The sequence below is a fragment of the Formosa sp. S-31 genome, assembly GCF_051172795.1.
Lineage (GTDB): Bacteria > Bacteroidota > Bacteroidia > Flavobacteriales > Flavobacteriaceae > Formosa.
In genome coordinates, this window is sequence record NZ_JAENDK010000004.1 from 338,937 (window position 1) to 363,858 (window position 24,922).

General features: G+C 35.3%; 23 protein-coding genes. 19 read left to right on the forward strand and 4 right to left on the reverse strand.

Annotated elements, in window-relative coordinates; translation table 11 throughout:
- The first annotated feature begins 10 nt into the window (after nucleotides 1–10).
- The 3 genes from metF to I3217_RS07225 are packed head-to-tail and all read left to right on the forward strand — an operon-like array spanning nucleotide 11 to nucleotide 2,844.
- Nucleotides 11–967 (forward strand): methylenetetrahydrofolate reductase [NAD(P)H], encoded by a 957-nt coding sequence (metF, locus tag I3217_RS07215; protein WP_435049076.1) that lies wholly within the window; start codon nucleotides 11–13, stop codon nucleotides 965–967.
- Nucleotides 968–1,000: 33 nt separating this feature from the next.
- Nucleotides 1,001–2,092: an acyloxyacyl hydrolase gene (locus tag I3217_RS07220; protein ID WP_435049077.1), complete on the forward strand. Its 1,092-nt coding sequence runs from the start codon at nucleotides 1,001–1,003 to the stop codon at nucleotides 2,090–2,092.
- Between the two features lie 2 nt (nucleotides 2,093–2,094).
- Nucleotides 2,095–2,844 (forward strand): head GIN domain-containing protein, encoded by a 750-nt coding sequence (locus tag I3217_RS07225; RefSeq protein WP_435049078.1) that lies wholly within the window; start codon nucleotides 2,095–2,097, stop codon nucleotides 2,842–2,844.
- 329 nt (nucleotides 2,845–3,173) lie between these two features.
- On the opposite strand, the gene I3217_RS07230 is transcribed toward I3217_RS07225, so the two are convergent.
- From I3217_RS07230 to gldA, 3 genes are read right to left on the reverse strand one after another with little or no spacing between them, the layout of a single operon-like run.
- A complete protein-coding gene (locus tag I3217_RS07230; RefSeq protein ID WP_435049079.1) occupies nucleotides 3,174–4,043 on the reverse strand; it encodes a hypothetical protein in 870 nt (289 codons plus the stop codon).
- Nucleotides 4,044–4,048: 5 nt separating this feature from the next.
- Nucleotides 4,049–5,494, reverse strand: a complete 1,446-nt coding sequence (locus I3217_RS07235) for an MBOAT family O-acyltransferase (RefSeq protein ID WP_435049080.1) — start codon at nucleotides 5,492–5,494, stop codon at nucleotides 4,049–4,051.
- 39 nt (nucleotides 5,495–5,533) lie between these two features.
- A complete protein-coding gene (gldA, locus tag I3217_RS07240) occupies nucleotides 5,534–6,430 on the reverse strand; it encodes a gliding motility-associated ABC transporter ATP-binding subunit GldA (protein ID WP_435049081.1) in 897 nt (298 codons plus the stop codon).
- A gap of 290 nt (nucleotides 6,431–6,720) precedes the next feature.
- Here gldA and I3217_RS07245 point away from each other — a divergent pair, with 290 nt between their 5' ends.
- The 13 genes from I3217_RS07245 (at nucleotide 6,721) to I3217_RS07305 (ending at nucleotide 21,275) form a co-directional block, all read left to right on the forward strand.
- Nucleotides 6,721–7,548, forward strand: coding sequence for a prephenate dehydratase (locus I3217_RS07245; protein ID WP_435049143.1), 828 nt, complete (start codon nucleotides 6,721–6,723; stop codon nucleotides 7,546–7,548).
- A complete protein-coding gene (locus tag I3217_RS07250) occupies nucleotides 7,545–8,702 on the forward strand; it encodes a pyridoxal phosphate-dependent aminotransferase (protein ID WP_435049082.1) in 1,158 nt (385 codons plus the stop codon). Before I3217_RS07245 ends, I3217_RS07250 begins: the two co-directional genes overlap by 4 nt.
- A 6-nt stretch (nucleotides 8,703–8,708) precedes the next feature.
- Nucleotides 8,709–9,560, forward strand: coding sequence for a prephenate dehydrogenase (locus I3217_RS07255; protein WP_435049083.1), 852 nt, complete (start codon nucleotides 8,709–8,711; stop codon nucleotides 9,558–9,560).
- Nucleotides 9,561–9,571: 11 nt separating this feature from the next.
- Nucleotides 9,572–10,654, forward strand: coding sequence for a chorismate mutase (locus tag I3217_RS07260; RefSeq protein ID WP_435049084.1), 1,083 nt, complete (start codon nucleotides 9,572–9,574; stop codon nucleotides 10,652–10,654).
- 93 nt (nucleotides 10,655–10,747) lie between these two features.
- Nucleotides 10,748–11,710, forward strand: coding sequence for a ribosome small subunit-dependent GTPase A (rsgA, locus tag I3217_RS07265; protein WP_435049085.1), 963 nt, complete (start codon nucleotides 10,748–10,750; stop codon nucleotides 11,708–11,710).
- A gap of 5 nt (nucleotides 11,711–11,715) precedes the next feature.
- Nucleotides 11,716–12,168: a D-aminoacyl-tRNA deacylase gene (dtd, locus tag I3217_RS07270; protein WP_435049086.1), complete on the forward strand. Its 453-nt coding sequence runs from the start codon at nucleotides 11,716–11,718 to the stop codon at nucleotides 12,166–12,168.
- Nucleotides 12,169–12,233: 65 nt separating this feature from the next.
- Nucleotides 12,234–14,144, forward strand: a complete 1,911-nt coding sequence (locus I3217_RS07275; RefSeq protein ID WP_435049087.1) for a DUF3857 domain-containing protein — start codon at nucleotides 12,234–12,236, stop codon at nucleotides 14,142–14,144.
- Nucleotides 14,144–16,180, forward strand: a complete 2,037-nt coding sequence (locus I3217_RS07280; RefSeq protein WP_435049088.1) for a DUF3857 domain-containing protein — start codon at nucleotides 14,144–14,146, stop codon at nucleotides 16,178–16,180. Before I3217_RS07275 ends, I3217_RS07280 begins: the two co-directional genes overlap by 1 nt.
- 128 nt (nucleotides 16,181–16,308) lie before the next feature.
- Complete coding sequence (locus I3217_RS07285) at nucleotides 16,309–16,635, forward strand: nucleotide pyrophosphohydrolase (RefSeq protein ID WP_435049089.1); 327 nt, start codon at nucleotides 16,309–16,311, stop codon at nucleotides 16,633–16,635.
- Between the two features lie 6 nt (nucleotides 16,636–16,641).
- Nucleotides 16,642–17,877 (forward strand): 3-phosphoshikimate 1-carboxyvinyltransferase, encoded by a 1,236-nt coding sequence (locus I3217_RS07290; RefSeq protein WP_435049090.1) that lies wholly within the window; start codon nucleotides 16,642–16,644, stop codon nucleotides 17,875–17,877.
- A gap of 171 nt (nucleotides 17,878–18,048) precedes the next feature.
- A complete protein-coding gene (gene queA / locus I3217_RS07295; protein WP_435049091.1) occupies nucleotides 18,049–19,098 on the forward strand; it encodes a tRNA preQ1(34) S-adenosylmethionine ribosyltransferase-isomerase QueA in 1,050 nt (349 codons plus the stop codon).
- A 121-nt stretch (nucleotides 19,099–19,219) separates the two neighbouring features.
- Nucleotides 19,220–20,260, forward strand: coding sequence for a 23S rRNA (adenine(2503)-C(2))-methyltransferase RlmN (rlmN, locus tag I3217_RS07300; protein ID WP_435049092.1), 1,041 nt, complete (start codon nucleotides 19,220–19,222; stop codon nucleotides 20,258–20,260).
- Nucleotides 20,261–20,336: 76 nt separating this feature from the next.
- A complete protein-coding gene (locus I3217_RS07305) occupies nucleotides 20,337–21,275 on the forward strand; it encodes a TIGR01212 family radical SAM protein (protein WP_435049093.1) in 939 nt (312 codons plus the stop codon).
- Nucleotides 21,276–21,291: 16 nt separating this feature from the next.
- Here the strand turns inward: I3217_RS07305 and I3217_RS07310 are convergent, their stop codons facing one another.
- Nucleotides 21,292–22,119 (reverse strand): T9SS type A sorting domain-containing protein, encoded by an 828-nt coding sequence (locus I3217_RS07310; RefSeq protein WP_435049094.1) that lies wholly within the window; start codon nucleotides 22,117–22,119, stop codon nucleotides 21,292–21,294.
- 380 nt (nucleotides 22,120–22,499) lie between these two features.
- Between I3217_RS07310 and I3217_RS07315 the strand changes: the two genes are divergently transcribed.
- From I3217_RS07315 to I3217_RS07325, 3 genes are read left to right on the forward strand one after another with little or no spacing between them, the layout of a single operon-like run.
- Complete coding sequence (locus I3217_RS07315; RefSeq protein ID WP_435049095.1) at nucleotides 22,500–23,477, forward strand: polyprenyl synthetase family protein; 978 nt, start codon at nucleotides 22,500–22,502, stop codon at nucleotides 23,475–23,477.
- Nucleotides 23,478–23,531: 54 nt separating this feature from the next.
- Nucleotides 23,532–24,107, forward strand: coding sequence for an RNA polymerase sigma factor (locus I3217_RS07320; protein ID WP_435049096.1), 576 nt, complete (start codon nucleotides 23,532–23,534; stop codon nucleotides 24,105–24,107).
- Nucleotides 24,094–24,840, forward strand: a complete 747-nt coding sequence (locus tag I3217_RS07325; protein ID WP_435049097.1) for a hypothetical protein — start codon at nucleotides 24,094–24,096, stop codon at nucleotides 24,838–24,840. The genes I3217_RS07320 and I3217_RS07325 overlap by 14 nt, the downstream gene beginning before the upstream one ends.
- Nucleotides 24,841–24,922 lie beyond the last annotated feature (82 nt).

Below are 24,922 nucleotides of genomic sequence, written 5' to 3' on the forward strand. Positions count from 1 at the left end.
TACAGAACTAATGAAAGTAACAGATCACATAAAAAAAGCGAACGGAAAAACTATGTTTTCGTTTGAGGTGATTCCGCCACAAAAAGGTAAAAACATACAGGATTTGTATAATAATATCGATCCGTTAATGGAGTTTAATCCTCCTTTTATAGATGTTACAACTTCCAGAGAGGAGTTTGTTTATGTAGATAAAGGTAATGGCCTTTTGGATAAGCGTATTACAAGAATGCGCCCGGGGACCGTTGGTATTTGTGCCTCTATAATGCATAAATATAAAGTAGATGCTATTCCACATTTATTATGTGGTGGTTTTACAAAAGAAGAAACCGAATATGTGTTGGTTGATTGTCATTATCTGGGTATCGATAATGTTGTGGCTTTACGGGGTGATTCCAGAAAAGATGAACCTTATTTTATTCCGACACAGGGCGGAAATGCTTATGCTAGTGAATTGGTTCAGCAAATTTCAAACCTTAATAACGGGCAGTATCTTCACGATGAAATTAAAGTTGAGCATAATTATGATTTTTGTGTGGGTGTTGCCGGGTATCCTGAAAAACACATGGAGGCCCCTTCTTTAAATACCGATTTAAAGCGTTTAAAAGAAAAAGTAGATGCAGGTGCCGATTATGTGGTGACTCAGATGTTTTTCGATAATCAAAAATATTTTGATTTTGTTGAAAAGGCGAGAGCAATTGGTATAACTGTGCCAATTATTCCGGGCATTAAGCCTATAGCGGTAAAACGCCATTTGCATATTTTGCCTCAAGTGTTTAAAATTGACCTTCCGGAAGAACTTATAGAGGCAGTAGAAGCCTGTAAAGACAGTAAAGCTGTACGCGAAGTGGGTATTGAATTTGCTATACAACAGTCTAAAGAGTTAAAGGCAGCAGGAGTACCATTTTTACACTATTATTCGATGGGAAAAAGCGACAATATTAAAGCAATTGCGTCGGCTATCTTTTAATAATTCTACTATTTTTGCTTCATAATTCATTTTATGAAGCAAATTTTTATTTTTCTTTTAATTCTTGTGTTTGGTCCTACTGTTCAGGCACAGGAAAAAAGCAGTTTTTCTTATTTCGATTTCAATTACTTCAGGGGGAATATAGCTCTTCATAACAAGAACATTTTACATTTAATAGTAGGGCATCCTGAGGGTTTTATTCTTGGGTGGAATAAAAAAACGTTCGGAGATGAGGCCTGGCAGCAAGGCTATAATTATCCCGATTACGGTGTATCCTTAAGTTATCAGAATTTAAAAAATAAAACCTTAGGGAATAATGTAGGGATATATGCGCATTATAACTTCTATTTCCTAAGAAGACATCTGATGTTAAGAGTTGGGCAGGGACTGGCTTATAATTCCAATCCGTACGATAAGTACAATAATTATAAGAATACAGCTTTTGGTACTACTATTTTAAGTAGTACCTATTTTATGCTTAATTATAAGAAGGAACGTGTTTTTGATAAGTTTGGAGTGCAGGCTGGAGCTACATTAATACATTATTCCAACGCTAATGTAAAAGCTCCAAATGCCAGTATAAATTCCATTGTGTTTAATGTAGGACTTACTTACAATCTGGATCAAGAAGATCCGGAGTATAATTATGTAGAGCAGCATAAAGTTACCGAGCCCATTAAATATAATATAGCCTTTAGAGCGGGTATTAACGAAAGTGATATTATTGGTATGGGGCAGTTTCCGTTTTATGTGGTTTCGGCATATGCAGATAAGCGTTTAAGCAGAAAGAGTGCCGTTCAGTTTGGGGGGGATTTCTTTTTTTCGAAGTTTCTGAACGAACTTATAGCCTATAATGTTGCTGCTTTTCCGGAACGAGGAACAGATCCGGATGCCGATTATAAACGTGCAGGTTTGTTTTTGGGGCACGAATTATTTATAAATAAAATGTCGGTAATAACGCAATTGGGATACTATGTATATTATCCTTTCGATTTTGAGGGCAGAACTTATATGAGGTTGGGGTTAAAGCGTTATTTTGGTGAAAAGTGGTTTGGAGCGGTTACTTTAAAATCCCATGGAGCAAAAGCAGAATGTGTTGAATTTGGAATAGGGGTGCGATTATAACTATGAAAAAACTGATTTTTATTTTAGTGGTACTGGGTTTAAGTAGCTGTAATAGTGAGCAGGCTAACGATTGTTTTAAAACTACAGGTGATATTACCTCTGAGACTTTTGCTGTTTCAGAATTCGATAATATATTAGTAGGTCGGGATATTCAGTTAACCATTCAACAGGATGAGGAATTAACGGTGTCTGTAGAAGCAGGTGAAAATATTATTGGAGACATTCAGGTGCAAGTCGTTAATGGGGAGTTGAAGCTTACTAATGAAAATACCTGTAATTTGTTTCGTAACTATAATCCTGTGAAAGTTCTGGTTAAAACACCAGATGTTAGTGTTATAAGGAATTCTTCTCAATTTGAAGTTAAGTCAAACGGAGTTTTAGAGTTGGAAAATTTAAGTTTATATTCTGAAGACTATAATAGTCCCGATAGTTTTAATGTTGGTGATTTTAATTTAGATTTAAATGTAAATCAGCTTCAGGTGGTATCTAATAACATTTCCATGTTTTATATTTCTGGAAAAACAGAGTCTTTGAGTGTAGGTTTTTATGCTGGAGCAGGTCGTTTTGAAGGCGGAAATTTAATTGCGCAGGAAGTGAAACTTGTCCATAAAGGAACAAATGATATTATAGTAAACCCGCAAATAGCAATAAGCGGAGAAATTTCAGGAACAGGAAATGTATTGGCTAGAAACAAGCCGGAATTTATTAGCGTCACAGAGAAATATAAAGGAAGATTGCTGTTTATTGACTAACTAGTCTTGAGTTAAGTTTCTGAAAAGTGTTTCCAGGCTCTCGAACTTCTGATTTAATTGTAAGATTTTAAGTTGGTTGACATTATGAAAGGTGTTTCAGGTATCAAAGACTTTGTATGAAATCAAGTAGCATTTGTTAGGTCATAAATGAATTTGATTTTTGTCTCAAATTACAACCTAAAAAAGTGTAAAACTATGTCCCTTTAACATAACTTTGAGCAGTCTAACGGATGGATTATGAGATGTTTAGTTTTTTAAAATGATTTTCTATTAGCTCTCGATATAAAGCTTTGAATATGCTGGCCTAGCAGAGCTTTTAGCCAAATGCTTTATATACCAGTGTTATGCGTTAATTCTGCGTTGTCTTTGTTTATGTTATTATATAAGTATTTTGTAAATGCATTTGCTCCAACCAAATTAAGATGATGCTCGTCAGCCCGATAACTATCAGGGCAATCCCAATCACTGTAATCTAGGAATTTGGTATTAATGAAAAGTGTCTTATACTGATTATAAAAGTAACAGGTATCGTAGAAATAGTCCTTATTAAACATAGGCATATAAATAAAAATTAACTTTACATTACTGTTTTGACATAATTTTATTATTTCATTTAAATAAAAATAATTAATTGAATGTCCAGCTTCTATCCATTTTTTCATTTTGTATGGTTCTTTACTTCTATCAAAATTTTTTTCTGAAGAATCAAAACCACCAAATGATTTTATATTAATTGGAATATTTTTTTGGGTTTTTTGTAAAACTATTTCAAAAACTTCCAATAGTTTATTTTTATATTTATACCATTCTTGGTAAGAAAAATATGGAGAGTATAATGGTAAAAAGTGCGACATCTCATTTTTCTGATAATATTTTGAATCTGTATTTTTTTGAATATCTGTTGGTGCAAATTGTAAAAATAAAGTGTCAATTTTTTTGTTTGCCTGAAATAACTCCTGGAGTTTTAGATAGGTAAACATGTATCTTTCAGAGCTACTTGCTATATTTATAGAATTTGGATATTGAATTGGATTTATTCCTTTTTCAATGTGAGAAGCACCCATAAAAAGAATATGAATGTCATTAGGCAATTGCCAATTAATTGTTTTTACTTTATAACTTTTTAGAATTATTAAAAGTAGAAAACAAAGGAAAACAGCAAATGATACAAAAGTGGTTTTAATTAAAAATCTTTTCATTTTTATTAAAATTGAAAGTAAATAAATTCTTGTTGACTACTATTAAGCCAGACTATTAATAGAACTATTGTGAGATATATTGAATAACGGAATATTGGTGTCGAAATTCTATTAATATTTTCAATAGCGTATTCACCATCTCTGCCCAACCATTCAATAATTATAAATACCCCTAGTAAAACAATTATTGTCTTGTATTTTAAATAGACGCTAAATAAAATGAAAGAACCAGGATTTTTGAAAACCCCTAAAATATATTGTACTGCATGGCCAATGTTTTCTGCTCTAAAGAATATCCAAGCTAAAACTGTTAAACCAAAAGTAGTTAAAATTAACACTAGTTCTCGGAATGTAGGAAGTAGCGAGTTTTTTGCTACAGTATCCATATGATTACGATTATTGTTAGTTAATAGTAATGGTAAAAAATAAATAGCATTTAAAGCTCCCCAAATAATAAAAGTCCAATTAGCACCATGCCAGAATCCACTAACTAAAAATATTATAAATGTATTGCGTATTTTCATCCAAGTGCCTCCCCGGCTACCACCAAGTGGAATATACAGGTAATCTCTAAACCATGTGTTTAGTGAGATATGCCAACGTCTCCAGAATTCACCTATGTTTCTTGAAAAATAAGGGAAAGCAAAATTTTTCATTAAATTAAAGCCAAATAAACGAGATGTTCCTATAGCAATGTCTGAATATCCTGAAAAATCTCCGTAGATTTGAAAAGTAAAGAATATCGCTCCTAATACGAGTGTGCTACCTGAATAATTTTCAGAATTGTTAAAAATTTCATTAGCAAATTGGGCACAGTTATCGGCTATTACTACTTTTTTAAATAAACCCCATAATATCTGACGCATGCCATCAACAGCCTTTGTATAATCAAAAGTTCTTTTTTTGTAAAATTGAGGTAACAAATTTGTAGCTCTTTCAATAGGCCCCGCTACTAATTGAGGAAAAAAGCTAACAAAAGCAGAAAAAGCAATAAAGTCCGTAGTTGGTTCAAGATTCTTCTTATATACATCTATGGTGTAACTCAAAGTTTGAAAGGTGTAAAAGCTAATTCCAACAGGTAAAATTATGTTTAAAGAATAGCCTTTAATTTCTGAACCGAAAAATGAAAATGCGGAAATAAAGTTGTCTTGGAAAAAATTGAAATATTTAAAGAATCCTAAGAATCCTAGGTTAATTAAGATACTTGTCCATAAGAGAGTTTTTCTTTTTGTTTGATTTTCTTCAGTTTTAAGTTTTCTTCCTATTGAATAGTCAACTAATGTACTGAAAATAATTAGAGAGAGGAATCTCCAATCCCACCATCCATAGAATAAATAGCTTGCAGCAACTATTAGCAAGTTTTGGAGTTTTAAGTTTTTGTTTGTTACAAACCAGTATAGGATGAAAACTATCGGTAAGAATATTGCAAAATCAATGGAGTTAAATAGCATTTTAGTTATTGTAGGTTAATGGTAATTATTTGGAAAGAATTAATTCTGCGTTAATTCTCTAAACAAGGACTCCAGATTCTCAAATTTCTGGTTAAGCTGTAAAATTTTTAGTTCGTTATCGTGAGCAAAATCAAAAACAGTTGGTCGCATGTCTAAAGTAGTATCAAATGTAATTTCGTAAACAAAACCAAAAGTGTTTTTTACAGATTTTACATGCGGTAATCGTAATAAAAAAGCATCCTCTACTCTGTAATCAAATTCAACCACAACAATCTGGTCTTTGCCTTCCTGCAGGTCCTTAAGTTTTTTGTCGGTTACAATCTCACCTTTGTTAATTATAATAACGCGGTCGCAAACGGCCTCAACTTCCTGCATGATGTGAGTAGACAGGAATACGGTTTTGGTTTTACCTATGGACTTTATTAGTTCACGAATAGAAACCAGCTGGTTAGGGTCTAATCCTGTTGTTGGTTCGTCTAAAATAAGAACTTCGGGGTCATGTAAAAGAGCATTGGCTAAACCGACGCGCTGGCGATATCCTTTAGATAATTGCCCTATTTTTTTGTGGGCTTCAGGTGTTAAGCCTGTAAGCGTTATTACTTCTTGTATGCGTTGCTTATCTACTTTGTATATATTGGCATTAAAAGTCAGATATTCTTTGACGTACATGTCCAGATAAAGTGGATTGTGTTCCGGAAGATAGCCTACGCTTTCCTGAACCTGCTTTGGAGCTGTATTTACGGCGAAGCCATTAACTTCGGCCAGACCTTCGGATGCATCTATATAGGTGGTTAGAATTTTCATCATAGTAGACTTTCCCGCTCCGTTTGGTCCAAGAAACCCTACTATTTCAGGTTTATCTATAGTAAACGAAATATTATTCAGCGCTTTTTGATTACCGTAAGTTTTCGAAAGTCCTTCTACCTTTATAGACATACTAAATAGAGTTTGTCCAAAAGTAAGGAATATCTGTTTTTATTTTATTAAATCCGGTGAATTCTTTAAAATTGAAAAAAAAGAGAAAAAAATAAAATTATAGCTTTGATTATTGGAAATAATAACTAATTTTATGGCCATATAATGCAAGACATGCAAAACACAAATTTTACATATTTTAACTGGTTTTATTTCTTTTTTATCAGAAGAAACGAGGCGTTGTATGTATAATTTATAAAGATAAATTTTAATATAAAGTCTCGATGAAAATCGGGACTTTTTTTGTTTATATGATTAATACTGTTTCAATTCAGGGAATAAAAGGGTCTTTTCACCATATTGTAGCTAAAACATATTTTGGAGATGCTGTGGTTATAGACGAATGCTTGTCGTTTGATACTTTAGTAGATAATTTACTAAATAAAAAAAGCGATGTTGCAGTAATGGCAATCGAAAATTCGATAGCGGGATCTATTTTACCAAATTACGCGTTAATAGATAAGTATAATTTGCATATTATAGGTGAACATTACCTTGATATTCAACATAATTTAATGGCGCTTCCAGGGCAGACTATTTCTGATATAAAAGAAGTTCACTCGCACCCAATGGCGTTATTACAGTGTAAAAAATTCTTCAAAAACTATCCCAATATTAAATTGGTAGAAGATAAAGATACGGCGGAAACTGCACAGCGTATCTCCGAAAATAACCTAAAAGGGATTGCTGCGATAGCGAGTAAAACGGCTGCAGATATTTTTGGTTTAGATATTTTAGCGGAAAGCATCCAGACGATTAAGGAAAATCAAACGCGTTTTGTTATAGTAAAAACTAAAAATTCGGTTTTAGACGAATCAGAAATTAATAAAGCCTCATTGCGATTTGAATTAGATCATAAACGTGGTAGTTTAGCTAGTGTGCTAAATGTGTTGAGCGATTGTAGAATGAATTTAACCAAAATACAATCGTTACCCATAATAGAAAAACCTTGGCAATATTCGTTTTTTGTAAATGTTACTTTTACCGATTACGAAAATTATAAGAAAGCCAGAACGATTTTAGAAATTATGGCCAAAGAATTTAAAGTATTAGGTGAATATAAAAACGGAAAATTATGATCTCTGTAGCGAACAGATTACAAGCCGTAGAAGAGTATTACTTTTCTAAAAAGTTAAGAGAAGTAAATGCATTAAAAGCAAGTGGGAAACCAATAATAAATTTAGGGATAGGAAGTCCCGATTTAATGCCGCCGCAGCGCGTGGTAGAAGCTATTACTAATAGTTTTTCTGATGCTAGTGCCCATATGTATCAAAGTTATCAGGGGCTGCCGGAATTGCGCGAAGCCATGGGGCAATTTTACAAAACGCAATTTAATGTAGATCTTAATCCAGCGTCGGAAATTTTGCCTTTAATGGGAAGTAAAGAAGGTATAATGCATATTTCCATGGCGTTTTTAAATCCGGGAGATGAGGTGTTAATTCCAAATCCGGGTTATCCAACATACGCCTCGGTTACCAGTCTGGTAGAAGCCAAGGCTGTGACGTATAATTTAAGTGAGGCTAATAACTGGTTGCCCGATCTGGACGCTTTAGAACAAACCGATTTAAGTAAGGTGAAATTAATGTGGGTAAATTACCCTCATATGCCAACTGGAGCCAATGCAACTAAATCCATGTATCAGGAGCTGGTAGCTTTTGCCAAGCGCCATAAGATTTTAATTGTAAATGATAATCCGTATAGTTTTGTGTTAAACGATACGCCTAAAAGTATTTTAAGTGTTTCGGGAGCAAAAGAGGTTTGTATAGAGCTTAATTCTTTAAGTAAAACCTTTAATATGGCAGGCTGGCGTGTGGGCATGGTGTTAGGAAGTGCAGAACATATTAATGCCGTATTAAAAGTAAAAAGCAATATGGATTCGGGAATGTTTTACGGCATACAAAAGGGGGCAATAGAAGCTTTAAAAAGTACAGATGTGTGGTTTACCAGTTTGAATAATGTGTATAAAAAACGCCGTGAATTAGTCTGGGAACTTGCCGATAATCTGGGGTGTACTTACGATAAAGCAACCTCGGGAATGTTTGTATGGTGCAAGCTGCCTTCGGGGGTTGAAGCAGAAGCATTTATAGATGAAATTCTGTATGAAAAGTCTATATTTATAACGCCGGGAATCATTTTTGGAAGTCAGGGTGCCGGTTATATTAGATTTTCTTTATGTGCTTCCGAACAAAGTTTAGAAGAAGCTATTAGTAGAATACAATCTGTTACAAATTAAAAGCATATGAAAAATGTAGTGTTAATAGGTATTGGTTTAATAGGAGGAAGTATGGTGAAAGACCTTAAAAAACTTCATCCGGAGACTACCATTATAGGTGTCGATAAAAATCCCGATCATATTAATCAGGCATTAGCATCGCAGTTGATAGATGAAAAAGGTGATATAAATGTAGTAAAACAGGCCGATGTTGTTATTTTATCGATTCCAGTGGATGCTTCGGTTAAAATGTTACCTGAAATTTTAGACCTTATTCAGGATGATGCTTTGGTGATAGATGTAGGTTCTACAAAACAGGATATATGCAAAGCGGTAGAACAGCACCCGAATAGGCGAAATTATTTAGCAGCTCACCCTATTGCCGGGACCGAATTTTCAGGACCTCAGGCAGCGATAAACGATCTGTTTCGCGGAAAGACGAATATTATTTGCGATGTTGAAAAAACCGCCTTTAAGCTGCAGGAAAAAGCCCTGAGTATTTTTGCCGATTTAGGAATGCGTATTCGGTATATGAATCCGGAGTCGCACGACAAACATATTGCATATGTATCGCATCTGTCTCATATCAGTTCGTTTATGTTAGGAAAAACCGTAATCGAGAAGGAGCGAAATGAACGCGATATTTTTGATATGGCCGGGAGTGGATTTGCATCTACAGTACGTCTGGCTAAAAGTTCACCAGATATGTGGACACCAATTTTTAAACAAAACAAAAGCAATGTTATAGAAACATTGGAAGAATATATAACCAATCTTAATCAATTTAAAAAATTATTAGAATTAGATGACTTTGAAGCTATTTTTAATGAGATGAAAAATACAAATCGCATAAAAGATATTTTAAAAGGAATTGCTTAAACAGTAACATTATGGAAAACACAAAAGAAATGAGAGCTTGGCTGGACGATTTGCAATTAGACCACCCCTTGGTAATTGCCGGGCCTTGTAGCGCAGAGACTGAAGAACAGGTTTTAAAAATTGCTCACGAATTAAAAGATTCAGACGTGAGTTACTTTAGAGCCGGTATATGGAAACCAAGAACACGTCCGGGTATGTTTGAAGGTGTTGGTGCTTTAGGTTTAAAGTGGTTGCAAAAAGTTAAGGCAGAGACAGGGATGAAAGTGTGTACAGAAGTTGCAAATGCGGCACATGTAAAATTAGCTTTAGAACACGATATAGATATGTTGTGGATTGGTGCACGCTCTACGGTAAGTCCTTTTATTATGCAGGAAATAGCCGATGCGCTTCAAGGTACAGATAAGCCGGTGTTAATTAAAAACCCTGTAAATCCGGATTTAGCTTTATGGTTAGGCGGGATTGAAAGAATTTACAAAGCCGGCGTTAAAAATATTGGAGCTATACACCGTGGGTTTTCGACTTACGAAAAAACGAAATACAGAAATAATCCGGAGTGGCAAATGGCTATCGAGTTTCAAAATAAATTCCCTGATATTCCATTAATTAACGATCCGTCGCATATTACGGGAAATCGTGAGATGATTTTCGATGTGTCGCAAATGGCTCTTGATTTAAATTTTGATGGTTTAATGATAGAAACGCATTTCGATCCAGATAATGCATGGAGTGATGCCGCTCAGCAAGTAACTCCGGAAAGTTTAATTCAGATTATGAAAGATCTTCAGATTAGAAAAGAAACGACTTCGGAAGCCGAATATAATAAGTCATTGGACTTTTTAAGAGCGCAGATTGATGTTTGCGATAACCAGATCATCGAATTACTTGGTAAGCGTATGAAAGCAGCCGAAGGTATTGGAGAACTTAAAAAATCGAAAAACGTACAGGTATTGCAAAGTAAGCGCTGGAACGAGATTTTAGGAAAAATGGTTTTAGAAGGAGAAACGCATGGTTTAAGTGAAGAGTTTGTTTTAAAAATGTTTAAAGCCATTCACCAGGAATCTATTAACCATCAGGAAAAGATTATTAAAGGGTAAAAAAGAATCCAATTGCATTATTAAAAAAGAAGGTTTATTAGTATTGCTCGCATTCACTTTTAAATCTTCTTTTTTTATGTCATCTTTGCAGTAATGACAGGAACAGTATACAAATCGACAGGAAGCTGGTACACCGTAAAGACACAGTTAGGTGCAACTTACGAATGCAGAATAAAAGGTAAGTTTCGTATTAAAGGTATAAAAAGTACCAACCCAATTGCCGTTGGAGATATTGTGGATTTCGAGGTGGAAACCTTAGATAATGTAACTACCGGAATTATTCATTATATCCACGATCGGAAAAATTATATTGTTAGAAAATCGGTTAATCTGTCGAAGCAAACGCATATCATTGCTTCAAATATAGATCAGGTGTTTTTGTTAATTACTATCAATAACCCGCCTACACTTACCAGTTTTATAGATCGGTTTTTAGTAACTGCCGAGGCATATTCTGTTAAAACCGTACTCTTGTTTAATAAAATTGATGCTTACGACGAGGATACCATTTTAGAAGTGAAATACCTGGCTTCGGTATATCGTAAAATAGGCTACGAGTGTATCGGAATTTCTGCACAAACCGGTAAAAATATCGAAAAAGTGAAAGCTTTAATGGAGGGCAAGGTAAGTATGTTTGCCGGACATTCCGGAGTTGGTAAGTCTACTTTGGTTAATGCTATAGAGCCAACACTCGATTTAAAAACCAAAGCCATTTCTGCTCAGCATATGCAGGGGCAGCATACAACTACTTTTGCTGAAATGTTCGATTTAAGTTTCGATGCTAAAATTATAGATACCCCAGGTATCAAAGGATTTGGAGTGGTTGATATGGAAAAAGAGGAAGTAGGCGACTATTTTCCCGAGTTTTTTGCCTTAAAACAGGATTGTAAGTTTAATAATTGTCTGCATCTGGAAGAGCCCAAATGTGCAGTTAAAGAGGCTTTGGATCATGACGAGATAGCTTTTTCCAGATATCGCAGCTATGTTCAGATTCTTGAAGGTGAGGAGGAACATTACCGGACGGATAACTGGGATAAAGAACAAGATGAATTTTAATTGAAATGAAAGTAGTAATTCAACGTGTAACTCACGCCAGTGTTACGATAGAAGGCCAAAAGGTAGCCGAAATAAAATCAGGGCTATTAGTGTTATTAGGTATTATTAATGAAGATACTAAGGACGACATTAACTGGCTGACTAAAAAAATAGCAAATCTTAGAATTTTTAATGATGCCGATGGCGTAATGAATAAATCCCTTATTGAAAATGATGGGGATGCCATAGTAGTAAGTCAGTTTACCCTTCATGCGGCTACCAAAAAGGGAAACCGCCCAAGTTATATTAAGGCGGCCAAACCCGATATTGCCATTCCATTATATCAAAGCTTTGTAAATCAGTTAGAAGTGGAGTTGGGGAAAGAAGTTCAGTCAGGAGTGTTTGGTTCCGATATGAAAGTAGAGCTACTTAACGATGGGCCTGTTACCATAATTATAGATACTAAAAACAAGGAGTAATTCATTTTTTTATTGGTTTTTAATATGAATTAAGCTAGTTTTAACCCACTAACTAAACCTATCTTATGTTAAAAACCCCAATATTGGGCATAATTTTGTTATGCCTAAACTTGCCGTTATTTGCGCAAACCAATTTTAGTGCAAACCCTTTACTTCAGGTTACTTTAGGAAAAAATGCCAATGCTTTGGTTAAGAATAATGATCTGGAAATCCATATTCTTAACTATAATAAAATGTTGGTAAAACAGCATCGTATTGTTACCATTTATAACGAATCTGGAGATTCTAAAAGTTATGCCTACGAGACTTACGACGGGACAACAAAAATTAAAACTTTAGAAGTAACCGTTTATGATGCTTCCGGAGAGAAAATTCATCGGTTTAAAGAGAAGGATTTTAAGGATGTAGCCAGAGCCGATGGGATTTCTATTTATAACGACGATCGTATAAAGTATTTAGATTATGCTCCTGTAAAATATCCGTACACTATTGAGTACACTTCAGAAGTAGAACATCAAATGACGGCATTTATTCCGCGTTGGTCTCCGTTGGAAAGTCATTATACCAGTGTGTTAAAATCCACGTATCACATTATAAATGAAACAGAAATTCCACTTTCTGTAAAAGAAGAGCATCTGGAAGATTATAGTATTTCCAAGGTAGGTGATTATCATTATGTGGCCGAAAACCTGCAAGCCATAAAGCCTGAAGCTTACAGTCCGGCTTTCTATACCTATGCACCTCGGGTGAAAGTAGCGATGCAAACCTTCGATATGAAAGGCGTAAAGGGTGTTAATACCAGCTGGGAAGATTTCGGAAAATGGATGCATCAAAGCTTGTTAAAAGGAACACGCGAACTTCCAGAATCGGTAATAACAGAAATAAAAGGATTAACAGCGTCAGCTGAAACAAATGTGGAAAAGGCTAAAATTGTATATCAATACCTTCAGAATAAAACACGCTATATAAGTGTTCAGGTTGGTATAGGTGGATGGAAGCCTATGTTAGCCAAGGATGTGGATAGATTAAGTTATGGCGATTGTAAAGGGCTTTCAAACTATACTAAAGCTTTATTGGATGTGGTTGGAGTGCCGTCGTATTACGCCATAATTTATGGAGATAAGAACATCCGAAATATTGATTCTGAATTTTCGGGGACAGAAGGAAATCATGCGGTGTTAACCATTCCTCAGGGCGATGAATTTATCTGGTTGGAGTGTACAAGTCAAATAACTCCATTTGGTTACATCGGTAATTTTACAGACGATAGAGATGCGCTAGTTATTACTCCGCAAGGTGGTAAAATTGTGCATACTACAGCTTATAGTGCAGAGGAAAGTGTTTTAAAGACTACAGCAGATATTTTATTAAATAGTTCAGGGAGCATAGAAGCCCAGGTAAAAGTACAATCGTATGGGACTCAGTACAGAGGCAGTAAAGGTCTGGAAGAATCTACAGAAAAAGACAATGTTTTACGATTTAAAGATCTTTGGGATAACATAAATGCCTTGGTTGTAGAAGATTTTAAGTTTTCCAATAATAAAGACCTTGTAGAATTTACAGAGGATGTAAAAGTGTCGGCAAGTAATTACGGATCCAAAACAGGAAACCGCATTTTATTTGTGTCTAATATGTTTAATAAGTTAACGGGAATTCCTCCGCGTTACGAAGACCGTAAACAAAGTATAGAGATAGATCGCGGGTTTCTTGATGAAGATGAATATATCTTTCAGTTAGAAGATGGTTTAGAAGTAGAGGCCATGCAAAGCCCTGTCCTTCTGGAAACCAAATTTGGAACTTACAGTGCGTCCATGGAAAATCTTGGAGACGGCAGATTAAAGTATAAGCGCCAATTGTTATTTAAAAAGGGGCTGTATCCTAAAGAGGATTATGACGCTTACAGAGACTTTTGGATTGCCATTGCAAAACACGATAACGCCAAAAATGTATTACTAATAAATAACCAAAACCAATAATGAAATTAACTAACCTACTTATTTTTTTAATTGCAGGAAGTCTTTATTCCCAGGACTATAAATTCGGGAAAGTCTCAGAAGAAGAACTTCAGGAAACATCAAATGCATTGGATCCTGAGGCACATGCTACTATATTATATGCTAACGAAAATGTATATTTTCAATATTTACCCAATAAAGGGTTTGTAGTGGTAACCGAAGTCCAAAAACGTATAAAAATTTACGATAAAGAAGGTGTGGATTATGCTACAGAGGCGGTGCCGTTTTATGATACAGGAAGTTCAGAAGGGGAAGAATTAGGGAGTTTAAAAGGCTATACTTACTATCTTAAAGATGGTAAGTTGGCAAAAGATAAATTAGATAAAGGAAGTGTATTTAAAGAACGTACCAATAAGTATTGGAATCAGCTTAAATTTACTATGCCAAATATTTCTGATGGATGTGTAGTCGAGTATCAATACAGAAAAGAATCGCCTTATATTTCTATAGACGATGTCGTTTTGCAGTACGATATTCCTGTAAAGAAGTTAGATTTAAAAGTGAATATTCCGGAATATTTTCACTTTAATAAATATGTTAATCCTAAGGCTATTTACCAGCCAGTATTAAACACATCTACAGTTAACCGGTCAGAAATGGTAAATAACAGATCGGGTAATACTATACCAGATCCTAATAGTCCCAGAACGAGTTATAAAGTTTCTAAGTGGGATTTTAAGGAGATTGTTTACGAAGCAAATTTAGAAAATATCCCTGCATTAAAGCAAGAACCTTTCGTGGATAATATGGAGGTTTACAGGTGTAAAGTGGACTGGGAATATGCCATGTATAAAGGACCAGATCATGAAATTAAAAATTACTCGACCGATTGGGAGAGTGTTTCTAAAACCATTTACGATCATGAGAATTTCGGAGGACAGCTGTCTAAAACAGGGTATTTTGAAAAAGATATCGATGCCTTAGTATCTGGAATAAGCGATGTTAATAAGCGTATTGATTTGATTTACAATTTTGTGAAGTCTAAAGTAGCCTGGAATGAATATTTGGGAGATTATGCCGAAGTTGGAGTTCGAAAAGCTTACAAAGAAGGTTCAGGGAATGTAGGCGATATTAACCTGATGCTTACGTCTATGTTGCGTTATGCCGGTGTAAAAGCAAATCCGGTTTTAATTAGCACTAAAAGTAACGGGATACCATTGTTTCCAACACGAGAGGGATTCAACTATGTGATAGCAGCTGTAGAACTTCCAAACCAGTTGGTTTTATTAGATGCAACCGATCCTTATGCTATGCGAAATATCTTGCCGAACAGAGCTATGAACTGGCAGGGGCGAATAATTCGGGAACATGGAAGTTCTGCCTGGATCGATTTGATGCATCCTGCGGCTGATCAAAAAATTTATATGGCTCAGGTAAGTTTTAATGAAAGTTACGGGGCCGAAGGACGCGTAAGGGTTTTAGAAAAAAATGTGGGAGCAAAGAACTTTAGAAAAAATTATAGTAATATGAGTCTGGAGGAAAGAATTCAGGCTTTGGAACAGGGTAAAGGCGAAATTGAAATTTCAGATCTTACTGTAAAGAATGAAACCGAGTTGAATAACCCTAATCTACAATATACTTATAGTTTTAAATTAGAAAATGCAATCGAGGCTATCGGAGATAAACTTTATATAGCCCCAATGCTGTTTTTTGCTACCACAGAGAACGTGTTTAAGCAGGAGGAACGCCTGTATCCTTTAGAGTTTAATCACCCTAAAAAGCACACTTACCAAATATCGCTTTCTCTTCCAGAAGGTTATAAAGTGGAATATCTGCCGGAAAGTGCACAAGTAAGTTTCAATACCAGCCAAGGAGATTATAAATATTTAATAAGTCAGGATGGTAATAGAATTGTACTTAAGGCTGATTTTGAAGTCAGCGAATCCTTTGTCATGGCAGGACATTATAAAGATTTTAAAGATTTCTATGGTATGATAGTCGATAAGGAAACCGAAAAAATAGTGTTGGTAAAAGACGGACCGGCTGGGACTGAATAAGAAACACGTTTTTAGAGCTTAGCTTTTAAATAAAATAGTAATTTTACGGAATGTAATAACAAGTCGTCAGTTCTTTAGGCTTTTTTCAGGCAAAGAGAATTGACGATGTTTTTATAATCTGGATATAAATGAATATTGAAAATGCACAACAGGCCGTAGATACCTGGATAAAAGAACATGGTGTTCGCTATTTTAACGAGCTTACAAACATGGCACAATTAACCGAAGAAGTTGGCGAGGTGGCTAGAATAATAGCACGTCGATACGGGGAGCAGAGTGAAAAAGAAAGTGATAAAAATAAGGATCTGGGTGAAGAACTGGCAGATGTGGTTTTTGTAGTGTTGTGTCTGGCAAACCAGACAGGAATTAACCTGCAGGAAGCTTTCGATAAGAAAATGGATAAAAAAACCAAACGGGATCACGACAGACATCACAATAACGAAAAATTAAAATAACCTGGCATGAACATAAGTTTAGAACACTCTAAAGTTTTACAAGAACCTCTACAAATTACCATCACTGGTTCGAAGAGTGAATCGAATCGATTGTTAATTTTACAGGCTTTGTTTCCTGAAATTACCTTAGAAAATTTATCAAATTCTGATGATACTCAGGTGATGCAACAGGCTTTAAAATCGAACGAAGCACTTGTCGATATTCATCATGCCGGTACAACCATGCGTTTTTTAACTGCATATTTTTCCAGTATGGAGGGAAAATCGGTAACGCTAACCGGTTCGAAGCGTATGAAAGAACGTCCTATAAAAATTCTTGTAGATGCCTTGTGTAGTTTAGGTGCAGAAATAACTTACGTTGAAAATGAAGGGTATCCGCCAATAAAAATTTCAGGTAAAGCGATTACTCAAAACGAAGTGACGCTTCAGGCCAATGTAAGTAGTCAGTATATTTCAGCATTGTTGTTAATAGGATCATCTTTAAAAAACGGACTTAAATTAACGCTGGATGGAGAAATAACCTCGGTGCCATATATTAAAATGACCCTTCACTTATTGCATCAGCTGGGGATAAATGCACATTTTGAAGGCCAAACCATTACAGTGCAGCCTAAAACAAAACCAGTTCCGGCAAAAACTTTAACAGTAGAAAGTGACTGGTCTTCTGCGTCTTATTATTTTAGTATAGTTGCGCTTAGCGATATTGGTACAAAGATTACTTTATCGGCTTATAAGCAGGATTCATTGCAAGGAGATTCTGTATTAGCGCAAATATACCAGCAATTTGGGGTAGAAACGGTATTTAATAACAATAGTGTGACCTTAACCAAAATCAAGGAAATTACTAAGGATACTGTAATTACTTTAGACCTGGTTAATGCTCCGGATATTGCACAAACCATTGCTGTAACTTCTTTCGGTTTGGGTATAGCCTGCGATTTATCGGGCTTGCATACACTAAAAATTAAGGAGACCGACCGACTGGAAGCATTGAAAACTGAAATTGAAAAGTTAGGAGGTCAGGTTTATGTTACTGATAAAACACTAAAATTAGAACCGGCTACAGAGATTTTTGAAAATATAGCTATCGATACGTATAACGATCATCGTATGGCGATGGCATTTGCGCCGTTGGCTTTACGGGTACCGATGTATGTAAATGATGCCGAAGTGGTTTCTAAGTCTTACCCTGAGTTTTGGAAAGATCTGGAATCTATAGGTTTTGTATTAAAGTCGTATTAATTTTAAGAAACAGGTAAAATAATAGCGTTAATTTATGCGCAGATTTAATAATAATCATCTAATTACTTGACAACCCCTATGCTGAGGTTGTATATTTGCACCTTGCTTGAAGCTAATGATGTGATGTTGTTATAGACCTGATCATCATTTTTTTAATAAAAATATCAAAACATGAAATTATCACACTTTAATTTTAAACTACCTGACGAATTATTGGCAGAATACCCGGCAGAAAACAGGGATGAGGCACGCTTAATGGTATTGGATAGAAAAAATCAAACCATAGAGCATAAACAATTCAAAGACCTTATCGACTATTTTGACGAAGATGACGTTATGATTCTTAATAATACCAAAGTATTCCCTGCGCGTTTATTTGGTAATAAGGAAAAAACAGGTGCGCGTATTGAAGTGTTTTTATTGAGAGAGTTAAACGAAGAACAACGCCTTTGGGATGTTTTAGTAGACCCTGCTCGTAAAATAAGAATTGGTAATAAATTGTATTTTGGAGACGACGATACGCTGGTTGCCGAAGTTATAGATAATACAACCTCCAGAGGACGTACATTACGTTTCTTATACGATGGTTCTTATAAAGAGTTTAGAAATAAACTTAAAATATTAGGAGAAACTCCGCTTCCAAAATACATAAAAAGAGATGTAGAGCCGGAAGATGAAGAGCGTTATCAGACTATATTTGCTAAAAATGAAGGAGCTGTAGCTGCACCAACGGCAGGTTTACACTTCTCTAAGCATTTATTAAAACGTTTAGAAATAAAAGGAATTAATTTTGCAGATGTTACCCTTCACGTTGGTTTAGGAACGTTTAACCCTGTAGAGGTTGAGGATTTATCTAAACACAAAATGGATAGTGAAGAGGTAATTATAGATGAAAAAGCTGTAAATACTATTAATACCGGGATTAAAAATAAAAGACGTGTTTGTGCTGTAGGTACAACCTGTATGCGTGCTATTGAAAGTTCGGTATCCTCTCAGGGGACTTTAAATGAATTTAATGGCTGGACCAATAAATTTATTTTCCCGCCTTACGATTTTAGTATAGCAAACTGTATGATTACAAATTTCCATACACCTAAATCGACTTTACTAATGATGGTTTCTGCATTTGCAGGTCACGATTTTATTAAGCGTGCCTACGACGAAGCTGTTAAAGAAGGGTACAAGTTCTATAGCTATGGAGATGCGATGTTAATTATTTAAAAGCATAGCATTTAAAATATTTCAAAGCCTTGTTTATCAAGGCTTTTTTTATATACCTAATGTGTTTATGTCTTTGTTATAGGCATAAATCTATTTACAATTTCATTACTTTTGCAGTGTTATGGGAGATAAGAAAAAGGATATTCGGGCGTTAACCAAAGATCAGCTTCGCGATTTTTTCGTGACTCAGGGCGATAAAGCCTTTCGAGGCAATCAGGTTTATGAATGGTTGTGGAGTAAAGGAGCACATAGTTTTGAAGATATGACAAATGTGTCGAAACCTACGAGACAGATGCTGGAAGACCATTTTGTTATCAATCATATTAAAGTTGATACCATGCAGCGCAGTAGCGATGGTACGGTTAAAAATGCTGTGCAGTTGCACGATGGCCTGGTGGTTGAGTCCGTTTTAATTCCTACAAAATCCAGAACGACTGCCTGTGTTTCCAGCCAGGTGGGCTGCAGTTTAGACTGCCGTTTTTGTGCTACAGCAAGATTAAAGCGCATGCGGAACTTGAACCCCGATGAAATTTATGATCAGGTTGTGGCTATCGATAATGAAAGTAGATTGTACCACGATCGTCCGCTTAGTAATATTGTATTTATGGGTATGGGAGAACCGCTTATGAACTACAATAATGTGCTTAAAGCCATCGATAAAATTACCGATGACGAAGGTTTGGGAATGTCTCCCAGACGTATTACAGTTTCAACTTCCGGGGTGCCAAAAATGATTCGGAAAATGGCCGATGATGAGGTGAAATTTAAGTTAGCGGTTTCTTTACATTCGGCAATCGATGAGGTGAGAACTTCTATAATGCCGTTTAATGCCACTTTCCCACTGGCCGATTTAAGAAGTGCCTTGGAATACTGGTACAGTAAAACGAAAAGCAGAATTACTTACGAATACGTGGTCTGGAAGGGGATAAACGATAAACGTAAAGATGTGGATGCCTTAGTGCAATTCTGTAAATTTGCTCCAAGCAAGGTCAATTTAATTGAGTATAACCCTATCGATGATGGCGAATTTCAACAGGCAAATTCAGAAGCTATCGATATGTACGTAAAGCAACTTGAAGCCAATAGTATTACGGTAACCATTCGTCGCTCAAGAGGAAAGGATATAGATGCAGCCTGTGGACAACTGGCGAATAAGAGTTAGGTAGAAATAATACGGTTTTAAAGTCAGCTTGGTCTTATTTTTGTTTAAATGCATTACAATTTAAAGCATAGGGCTAATGGACTATTTATGGGGGCATACAAAACGTTATAACGACTACAGTACTTATATTCGAAATCTGTTTAAAGAGCGCGTGCAAAAAGTGTCTGTTGATGCTGGATTTTCATGCCCAAATCGAGATGGGAGCAAAGGCAGAGGAGGTTGCACGTTTTGTAATAATTCAACCTTTAATCCTTCGTATTGCAGCGATAATAATTCTATTACCAGCCAGATTGATACTGGAATCAGTTTCTTTTCCGATAAATATAAAACTCAAAAATACTTAGCCTATTTTCAGGCTTACAGCAATACGTACGAGAGCTTAGATGTACTGAAAGTGCGGTACGAAGAAGCTTTGTCTCATCCTAAAATTGTGGGTATAGTAATTGGTACGCGACCAGATTGTATTAGCGACGAACTTCTGAATTACCTTTCTGATTTAAATAAACAGTATTACGTAACTGTTGAATACGGAATAGAATCTACCAAAGACGTGACATTGGAAAAAATTAACCGGGGGCATGATTATTTTACGGGAATTGATGCTATAGTTAAAACCCACGAGGCTGGGATTAATGTTGGGGCGCACTTAATTTTAGGACTTCCCGGAGAATCTAAAGCAGATATTTTACAGCATGCCCACGAAATGTCTAAACTACCTCTCAATTTTTTAAAATTGCACCAGTTGCAATTGGTTAAAGGTTCAATTATGGGAGAGCGGTATTTAAAAGGTTTGGACCAGATTGATTTATATGCTGTTGAAGATTATATTGAATTAGTAGTCGACTTTATTGAAATACTTCGCCCTGAAATTATTTTGGAACGCTTTATTAGTCAGTCACCAAAAGAATTTTTAATTGCCCCAAATTGGAATTTAAAAAATTTTGAATTTGTGGACAAAGTCAATAAGCGATTAAAAGAACGCGATACCTGGCAGGGTAAATATTTCAACTCCTGATATTGGAAAATATCTGTTACTTCAGAATAATTTTCCTAACAGAACTTAGTCCGTTATTCATATTTTCTAACTTCACAATATAAATTCCAGAAGCAAAGGCTGTAATCGGAATTATATTTTCGGAAGGATTTAAAGTTGCTGTTAAAAGATGGCTTCCTGTAATGCTGTATAAAGACACATTCATGTTTTCTGTTAAGTTTAAAGCGGTTATTTTTTTGTTTGTTGTTACAAGTTTAATTTGTTTCAGTAACTCTAAATCGTCTGTATTTAAAAAGGTTGTAACTCCAGTTAGCAAATCTTCTTCTGGAGTAGCATTATAAGCATAGTCTTTTATAGTCCAGTTTTTATTGTCCGAAACATCCAATCTTATCCATCCATAATGCCACTGATCATCAATTTTAAAACGAACACCAATGTACTTATCTGTTTGATTGCTCCAGTTGTTACCGGTACACTGGGCATAAGAAATATAACAGCCAATAAATAAAACTCCGGTCCAGCTATTCCAATTAAAAGGCGATTGTGTAGTTTTTACAGATACTCCGGCTTCTAAAACCTGTACAAGCCCTATCCAGCCAAGTTGTTCCGATTTTATTGCATTGGATTGGTAATTTTTTAAATCCATAAAGAGATAAGATTCTGGTGTCGATTTGAAATTGAAATTTATAACCCCATCATTATCCATGTCTATCGCAAAGGAAGTGTCATGGCTTATACTCGTGAAATCAGGTTCAATATCGGTATAAATAATCTGAGCATTTATAAGGTTTGTTATTCCGGGCAAAACGGATAGTAGCATAATTAAAAAAGGGATTTTTATAGAGGATGTAGAAGGAGTTTTCATGGCCAAAAGATTTAAATTAAACATCGATGAATCAGGTTCAGCGTTGATTTTTTTAATAGGCTACTATTTATATACTTCTAAGACCTTCAGTTTTGGAGAACAACTTATTTTTAAAAATTCACTGGTTTAGTAAATAAGTATTAAACTAAAGTTACAAATAAATTTTTTTGAAATTATTGGATTTTAAATGTTTAACAGGTTGTTTTGTGGGTGATTAATGTTACTGGATTCCTGTTCGACGGCGAATTTAGACCTTTAAATCTGATAAAAATTTCGAGTATAAGAATTAAAAGAAGGAGAGTAGGGCATAAATAATAAAAATAGTTTTTAAGATGTATTTTTATTAGGTTTGTATAGCTAATTAATCCCTAAAGTTTTAGTTGAAAATAGTAGAGCAAATAAAGCAACCCATAGCTTACGAAATGGAACTTTTTGAACAAAAGTTCTTGCTTTCCATGTCTTCCAAGGTGGCTTTACTTAACCGAATTACACATTATATTGTAAATCGAAAAGGAAAACAAATGCGACCAATGTTTGTTTTTCTGGTATCTAAAATGGTGTCTAACGGGGAGATAAGTGAACGTACTTACCGTGGAGCCTCTGTTATCGAACTTATACATACAGCAACTCTAGTGCATGACGATGTGGTTGATGACAGTAACCGAAGACGCGGTTTTTTCTCTATAAATGCACTTTGGAAAAATAAGATAGCTGTTTTGGTTGGCGATTACCTGCTCTCAAAAGGTTTATTACTGTCTATTGATAACGGCGATTTTGATTTGCTAAAAATCATTTCTGTAGCAGTTCGCGAAATGAGTGAAGGTGAATTGTTGCAAATTGAAAAAGCCAGACGCCTCGATATTACCGAAGCCGTGTATTATGAAATTATCCGTCAGAAAACTGCAACTTTAATAGCAGCCTGTTGTAGTCTTGGTGCAGCTTCTGTAAAGCCGGATTCTCAGCATGTGGAAACCATGCGTAAGTTTGGAGAACTTATTGGAATGGCTTTTCAGATTAAAGACGATTTATTCGATTATGGAGACGACAAAATAGGGAAGCCGACGGGTATCGATATTAAAGAGCAAAAAATGACACTCCCCTTAATTCATGTGCTCAATAAAGTCTCTAAAAAAGAGAATAAATGGTTAATAAACTCTATTAAAAACCATAATAAAGATGCAAAGCGTGTAAAGGAGGTTATTGCTTTTGTAAAGGAAAATGGCGGTTTAGATTACGCAGTTTCAAAAATGAAAGCATTTCAGGAAGAAGCCTTGAAAATACTGGAATCTTACCCGGAATCGGAATATAAAAATTCACTAATCTTAATGGTGAATTACGTTATTGAAAGAAAAAAATAATTTCTTCAGGCAACCTTTCTTCAAGTTTTCTCGTCTTTATAAATAGAAGACCAAATGAAACCGCTTTTGAAAGTTATTCAGTTGCATAACAACCAGAAGTTGCTGATTAAAAAAGCAGCTCAAAATAATCGCAAGGCCCAGCAGACTTTGTTTGATATGCATGCGCCTAAAATGCTAAGTGTTTGTCGGTATTATATAAAAGATCTTCAGCAGGCAGAAGAAGTTATGCTAAATGGTTTTTTTAAAGTGTTTACTCAAATTAACACGTTTCAGCATCAGGGAGCCTTCGAAGGTTGGGTGAGAAAAATTATGGTTCGGGAATCTATTTCCTATTTAAGACAGCAAAAATCTATTGCTTTTACAGAAGACTATCACAGCGATACGGTGATTTCTGAACAAGTGTCTGATGAAAATTTATCGGTAGAAGCTATTCAAAATCTGATAGATGATTTGCCGGAAGGCTACAAAATGGTTTTTGTTATGTACGCCATAGAAGGGTATAAGCATAGCGAAATTGCTGAATTATTAAACATTTCTGAAGGGACTTCTAAATCGCAGTTGTTTAAAGCCAGACAAGTATTGCAGCAACGGTTAAACACATTAAATTCGACTAGTTATGGAGCAAGGTAGATTAGAGAAATATATGAAGCAGAGACTTGAAGAGCGTACTATAGCTCCTTCAAAACAATCGTGGGAGACTTTGGAACAAGCTTTGGATGTCCAGGAGAATAGCAAATCAGGAAAGCGTTTCTGGTATCTGGGTATAGCGGCCAATATAGTTGGGGTACTTTTAATCGGTCAGTTTTATTTAAAAGGAAGTCAGCGTGAACTTAGTAATGATAATCCTATAAAGATTGAAAATTCTGTTACTAACGTTATAAATCCTGTGGGAGATACAGATTCAGAAGAAAAGATGCCTGCATCGGTACGGAAGGAGGGTATTATAACTAAACCTGAAGAGCAAACTAAAAAAGGAGCAAATCTGGCGAAAACGCTCTCCACAAAGAAAACTAATGTAAAAACTGGAAATTTAGGAAAAAATACAGCTGAAAGCTCAGAAGCTTTAGTTGTTGTAGACACCGAAAATGAGCTGATAAATAATATTGATTCCACAAGTACAGGAGAACTGAAATCTGATGCAGAGCTTACCGATGCGTATCTTGAAGGCTTATTGGCAGAAGCAGAACAGGAAATTCAAATAAAGAAAACTAAAGTCATTCCAAAGTCGGAAATTGTAAATTCCGATGATTTGCTGGAAGGTGTAGAAATGGATATAGAGCGAAGTTTCAGAGAAAAAGTCCTGAATGTTATTGTAAACGGATTTGGCAAAGTTAAAACTGCAGTGGTAGAACGCAACAGATAAAATCATCAATCAATCAATCAATCAATCAATCAATCAATCAATCAATCAATCAATCAATCAATCAATCATCATAATTAATCAA

What these genes read in the sequence shown, in the direction of transcription:
- metF (WP_435049076.1), top strand. Translation starts at nt 11, where the DNA reads ATGAAAGTAACAGATCACATAAAAAAAGCGAACGGAAAAACTATGTTT.
- I3217_RS07220 (WP_435049077.1), top strand. Translation starts at nt 1,001, where the DNA reads ATGAAGCAAATTTTTATTTTTCTTTTAATTCTTGTGTTTGGTCCTACT.
- I3217_RS07225 (WP_435049078.1), top strand. Translation starts at nt 2,095, where the DNA reads ATGAAAAAACTGATTTTTATTTTAGTGGTACTGGGTTTAAGTAGCTGT.
- I3217_RS07230 (WP_435049079.1), bottom strand. Translation starts at nt 4,043, where the DNA reads ATGAAAAGATTTTTAATTAAAACCACTTTTGTATCATTTGCTGTTTTC.
- I3217_RS07235 (WP_435049080.1), bottom strand. Translation starts at nt 5,494, where the DNA reads ATGCTATTTAACTCCATTGATTTTGCAATATTCTTACCGATAGTTTTC.
- gldA (WP_435049081.1), bottom strand. Translation starts at nt 6,430, where the DNA reads ATGTCTATAAAGGTAGAAGGACTTTCGAAAACTTACGGTAATCAAAAA.
- I3217_RS07245 (WP_435049143.1), top strand. Translation starts at nt 6,721, where the DNA reads ATGATTAATACTGTTTCAATTCAGGGAATAAAAGGGTCTTTTCACCAT.
- I3217_RS07250 (WP_435049082.1), top strand. Translation starts at nt 7,545, where the DNA reads ATGATCTCTGTAGCGAACAGATTACAAGCCGTAGAAGAGTATTACTTT.
- I3217_RS07255 (WP_435049083.1), top strand. Translation starts at nt 8,709, where the DNA reads ATGAAAAATGTAGTGTTAATAGGTATTGGTTTAATAGGAGGAAGTATG.
- I3217_RS07260 (WP_435049084.1), top strand. Translation starts at nt 9,572, where the DNA reads ATGGAAAACACAAAAGAAATGAGAGCTTGGCTGGACGATTTGCAATTA.
- rsgA (WP_435049085.1), top strand. Translation starts at nt 10,748, where the DNA reads ATGACAGGAACAGTATACAAATCGACAGGAAGCTGGTACACCGTAAAG.
- dtd (WP_435049086.1), top strand. Translation starts at nt 11,716, where the DNA reads ATGAAAGTAGTAATTCAACGTGTAACTCACGCCAGTGTTACGATAGAA.
- I3217_RS07275 (WP_435049087.1), top strand. Translation starts at nt 12,234, where the DNA reads ATGTTAAAAACCCCAATATTGGGCATAATTTTGTTATGCCTAAACTTG.
- I3217_RS07280 (WP_435049088.1), top strand. Translation starts at nt 14,144, where the DNA reads ATGAAATTAACTAACCTACTTATTTTTTTAATTGCAGGAAGTCTTTAT.
- I3217_RS07285 (WP_435049089.1), top strand. Translation starts at nt 16,309, where the DNA reads ATGAATATTGAAAATGCACAACAGGCCGTAGATACCTGGATAAAAGAA.
- I3217_RS07290 (WP_435049090.1), top strand. Translation starts at nt 16,642, where the DNA reads ATGAACATAAGTTTAGAACACTCTAAAGTTTTACAAGAACCTCTACAA.
- queA (WP_435049091.1), top strand. Translation starts at nt 18,049, where the DNA reads ATGAAATTATCACACTTTAATTTTAAACTACCTGACGAATTATTGGCA.
- rlmN (WP_435049092.1), top strand. Translation starts at nt 19,220, where the DNA reads ATGGGAGATAAGAAAAAGGATATTCGGGCGTTAACCAAAGATCAGCTT.
- I3217_RS07305 (WP_435049093.1), top strand. Translation starts at nt 20,337, where the DNA reads ATGGACTATTTATGGGGGCATACAAAACGTTATAACGACTACAGTACT.
- I3217_RS07310 (WP_435049094.1), bottom strand. Translation starts at nt 22,119, where the DNA reads ATGAAAACTCCTTCTACATCCTCTATAAAAATCCCTTTTTTAATTATG.
- I3217_RS07320 (WP_435049096.1), top strand. Translation starts at nt 23,532, where the DNA reads ATGAAACCGCTTTTGAAAGTTATTCAGTTGCATAACAACCAGAAGTTG.
- I3217_RS07325 (WP_435049097.1), top strand. Translation starts at nt 24,094, where the DNA reads ATGGAGCAAGGTAGATTAGAGAAATATATGAAGCAGAGACTTGAAGAG.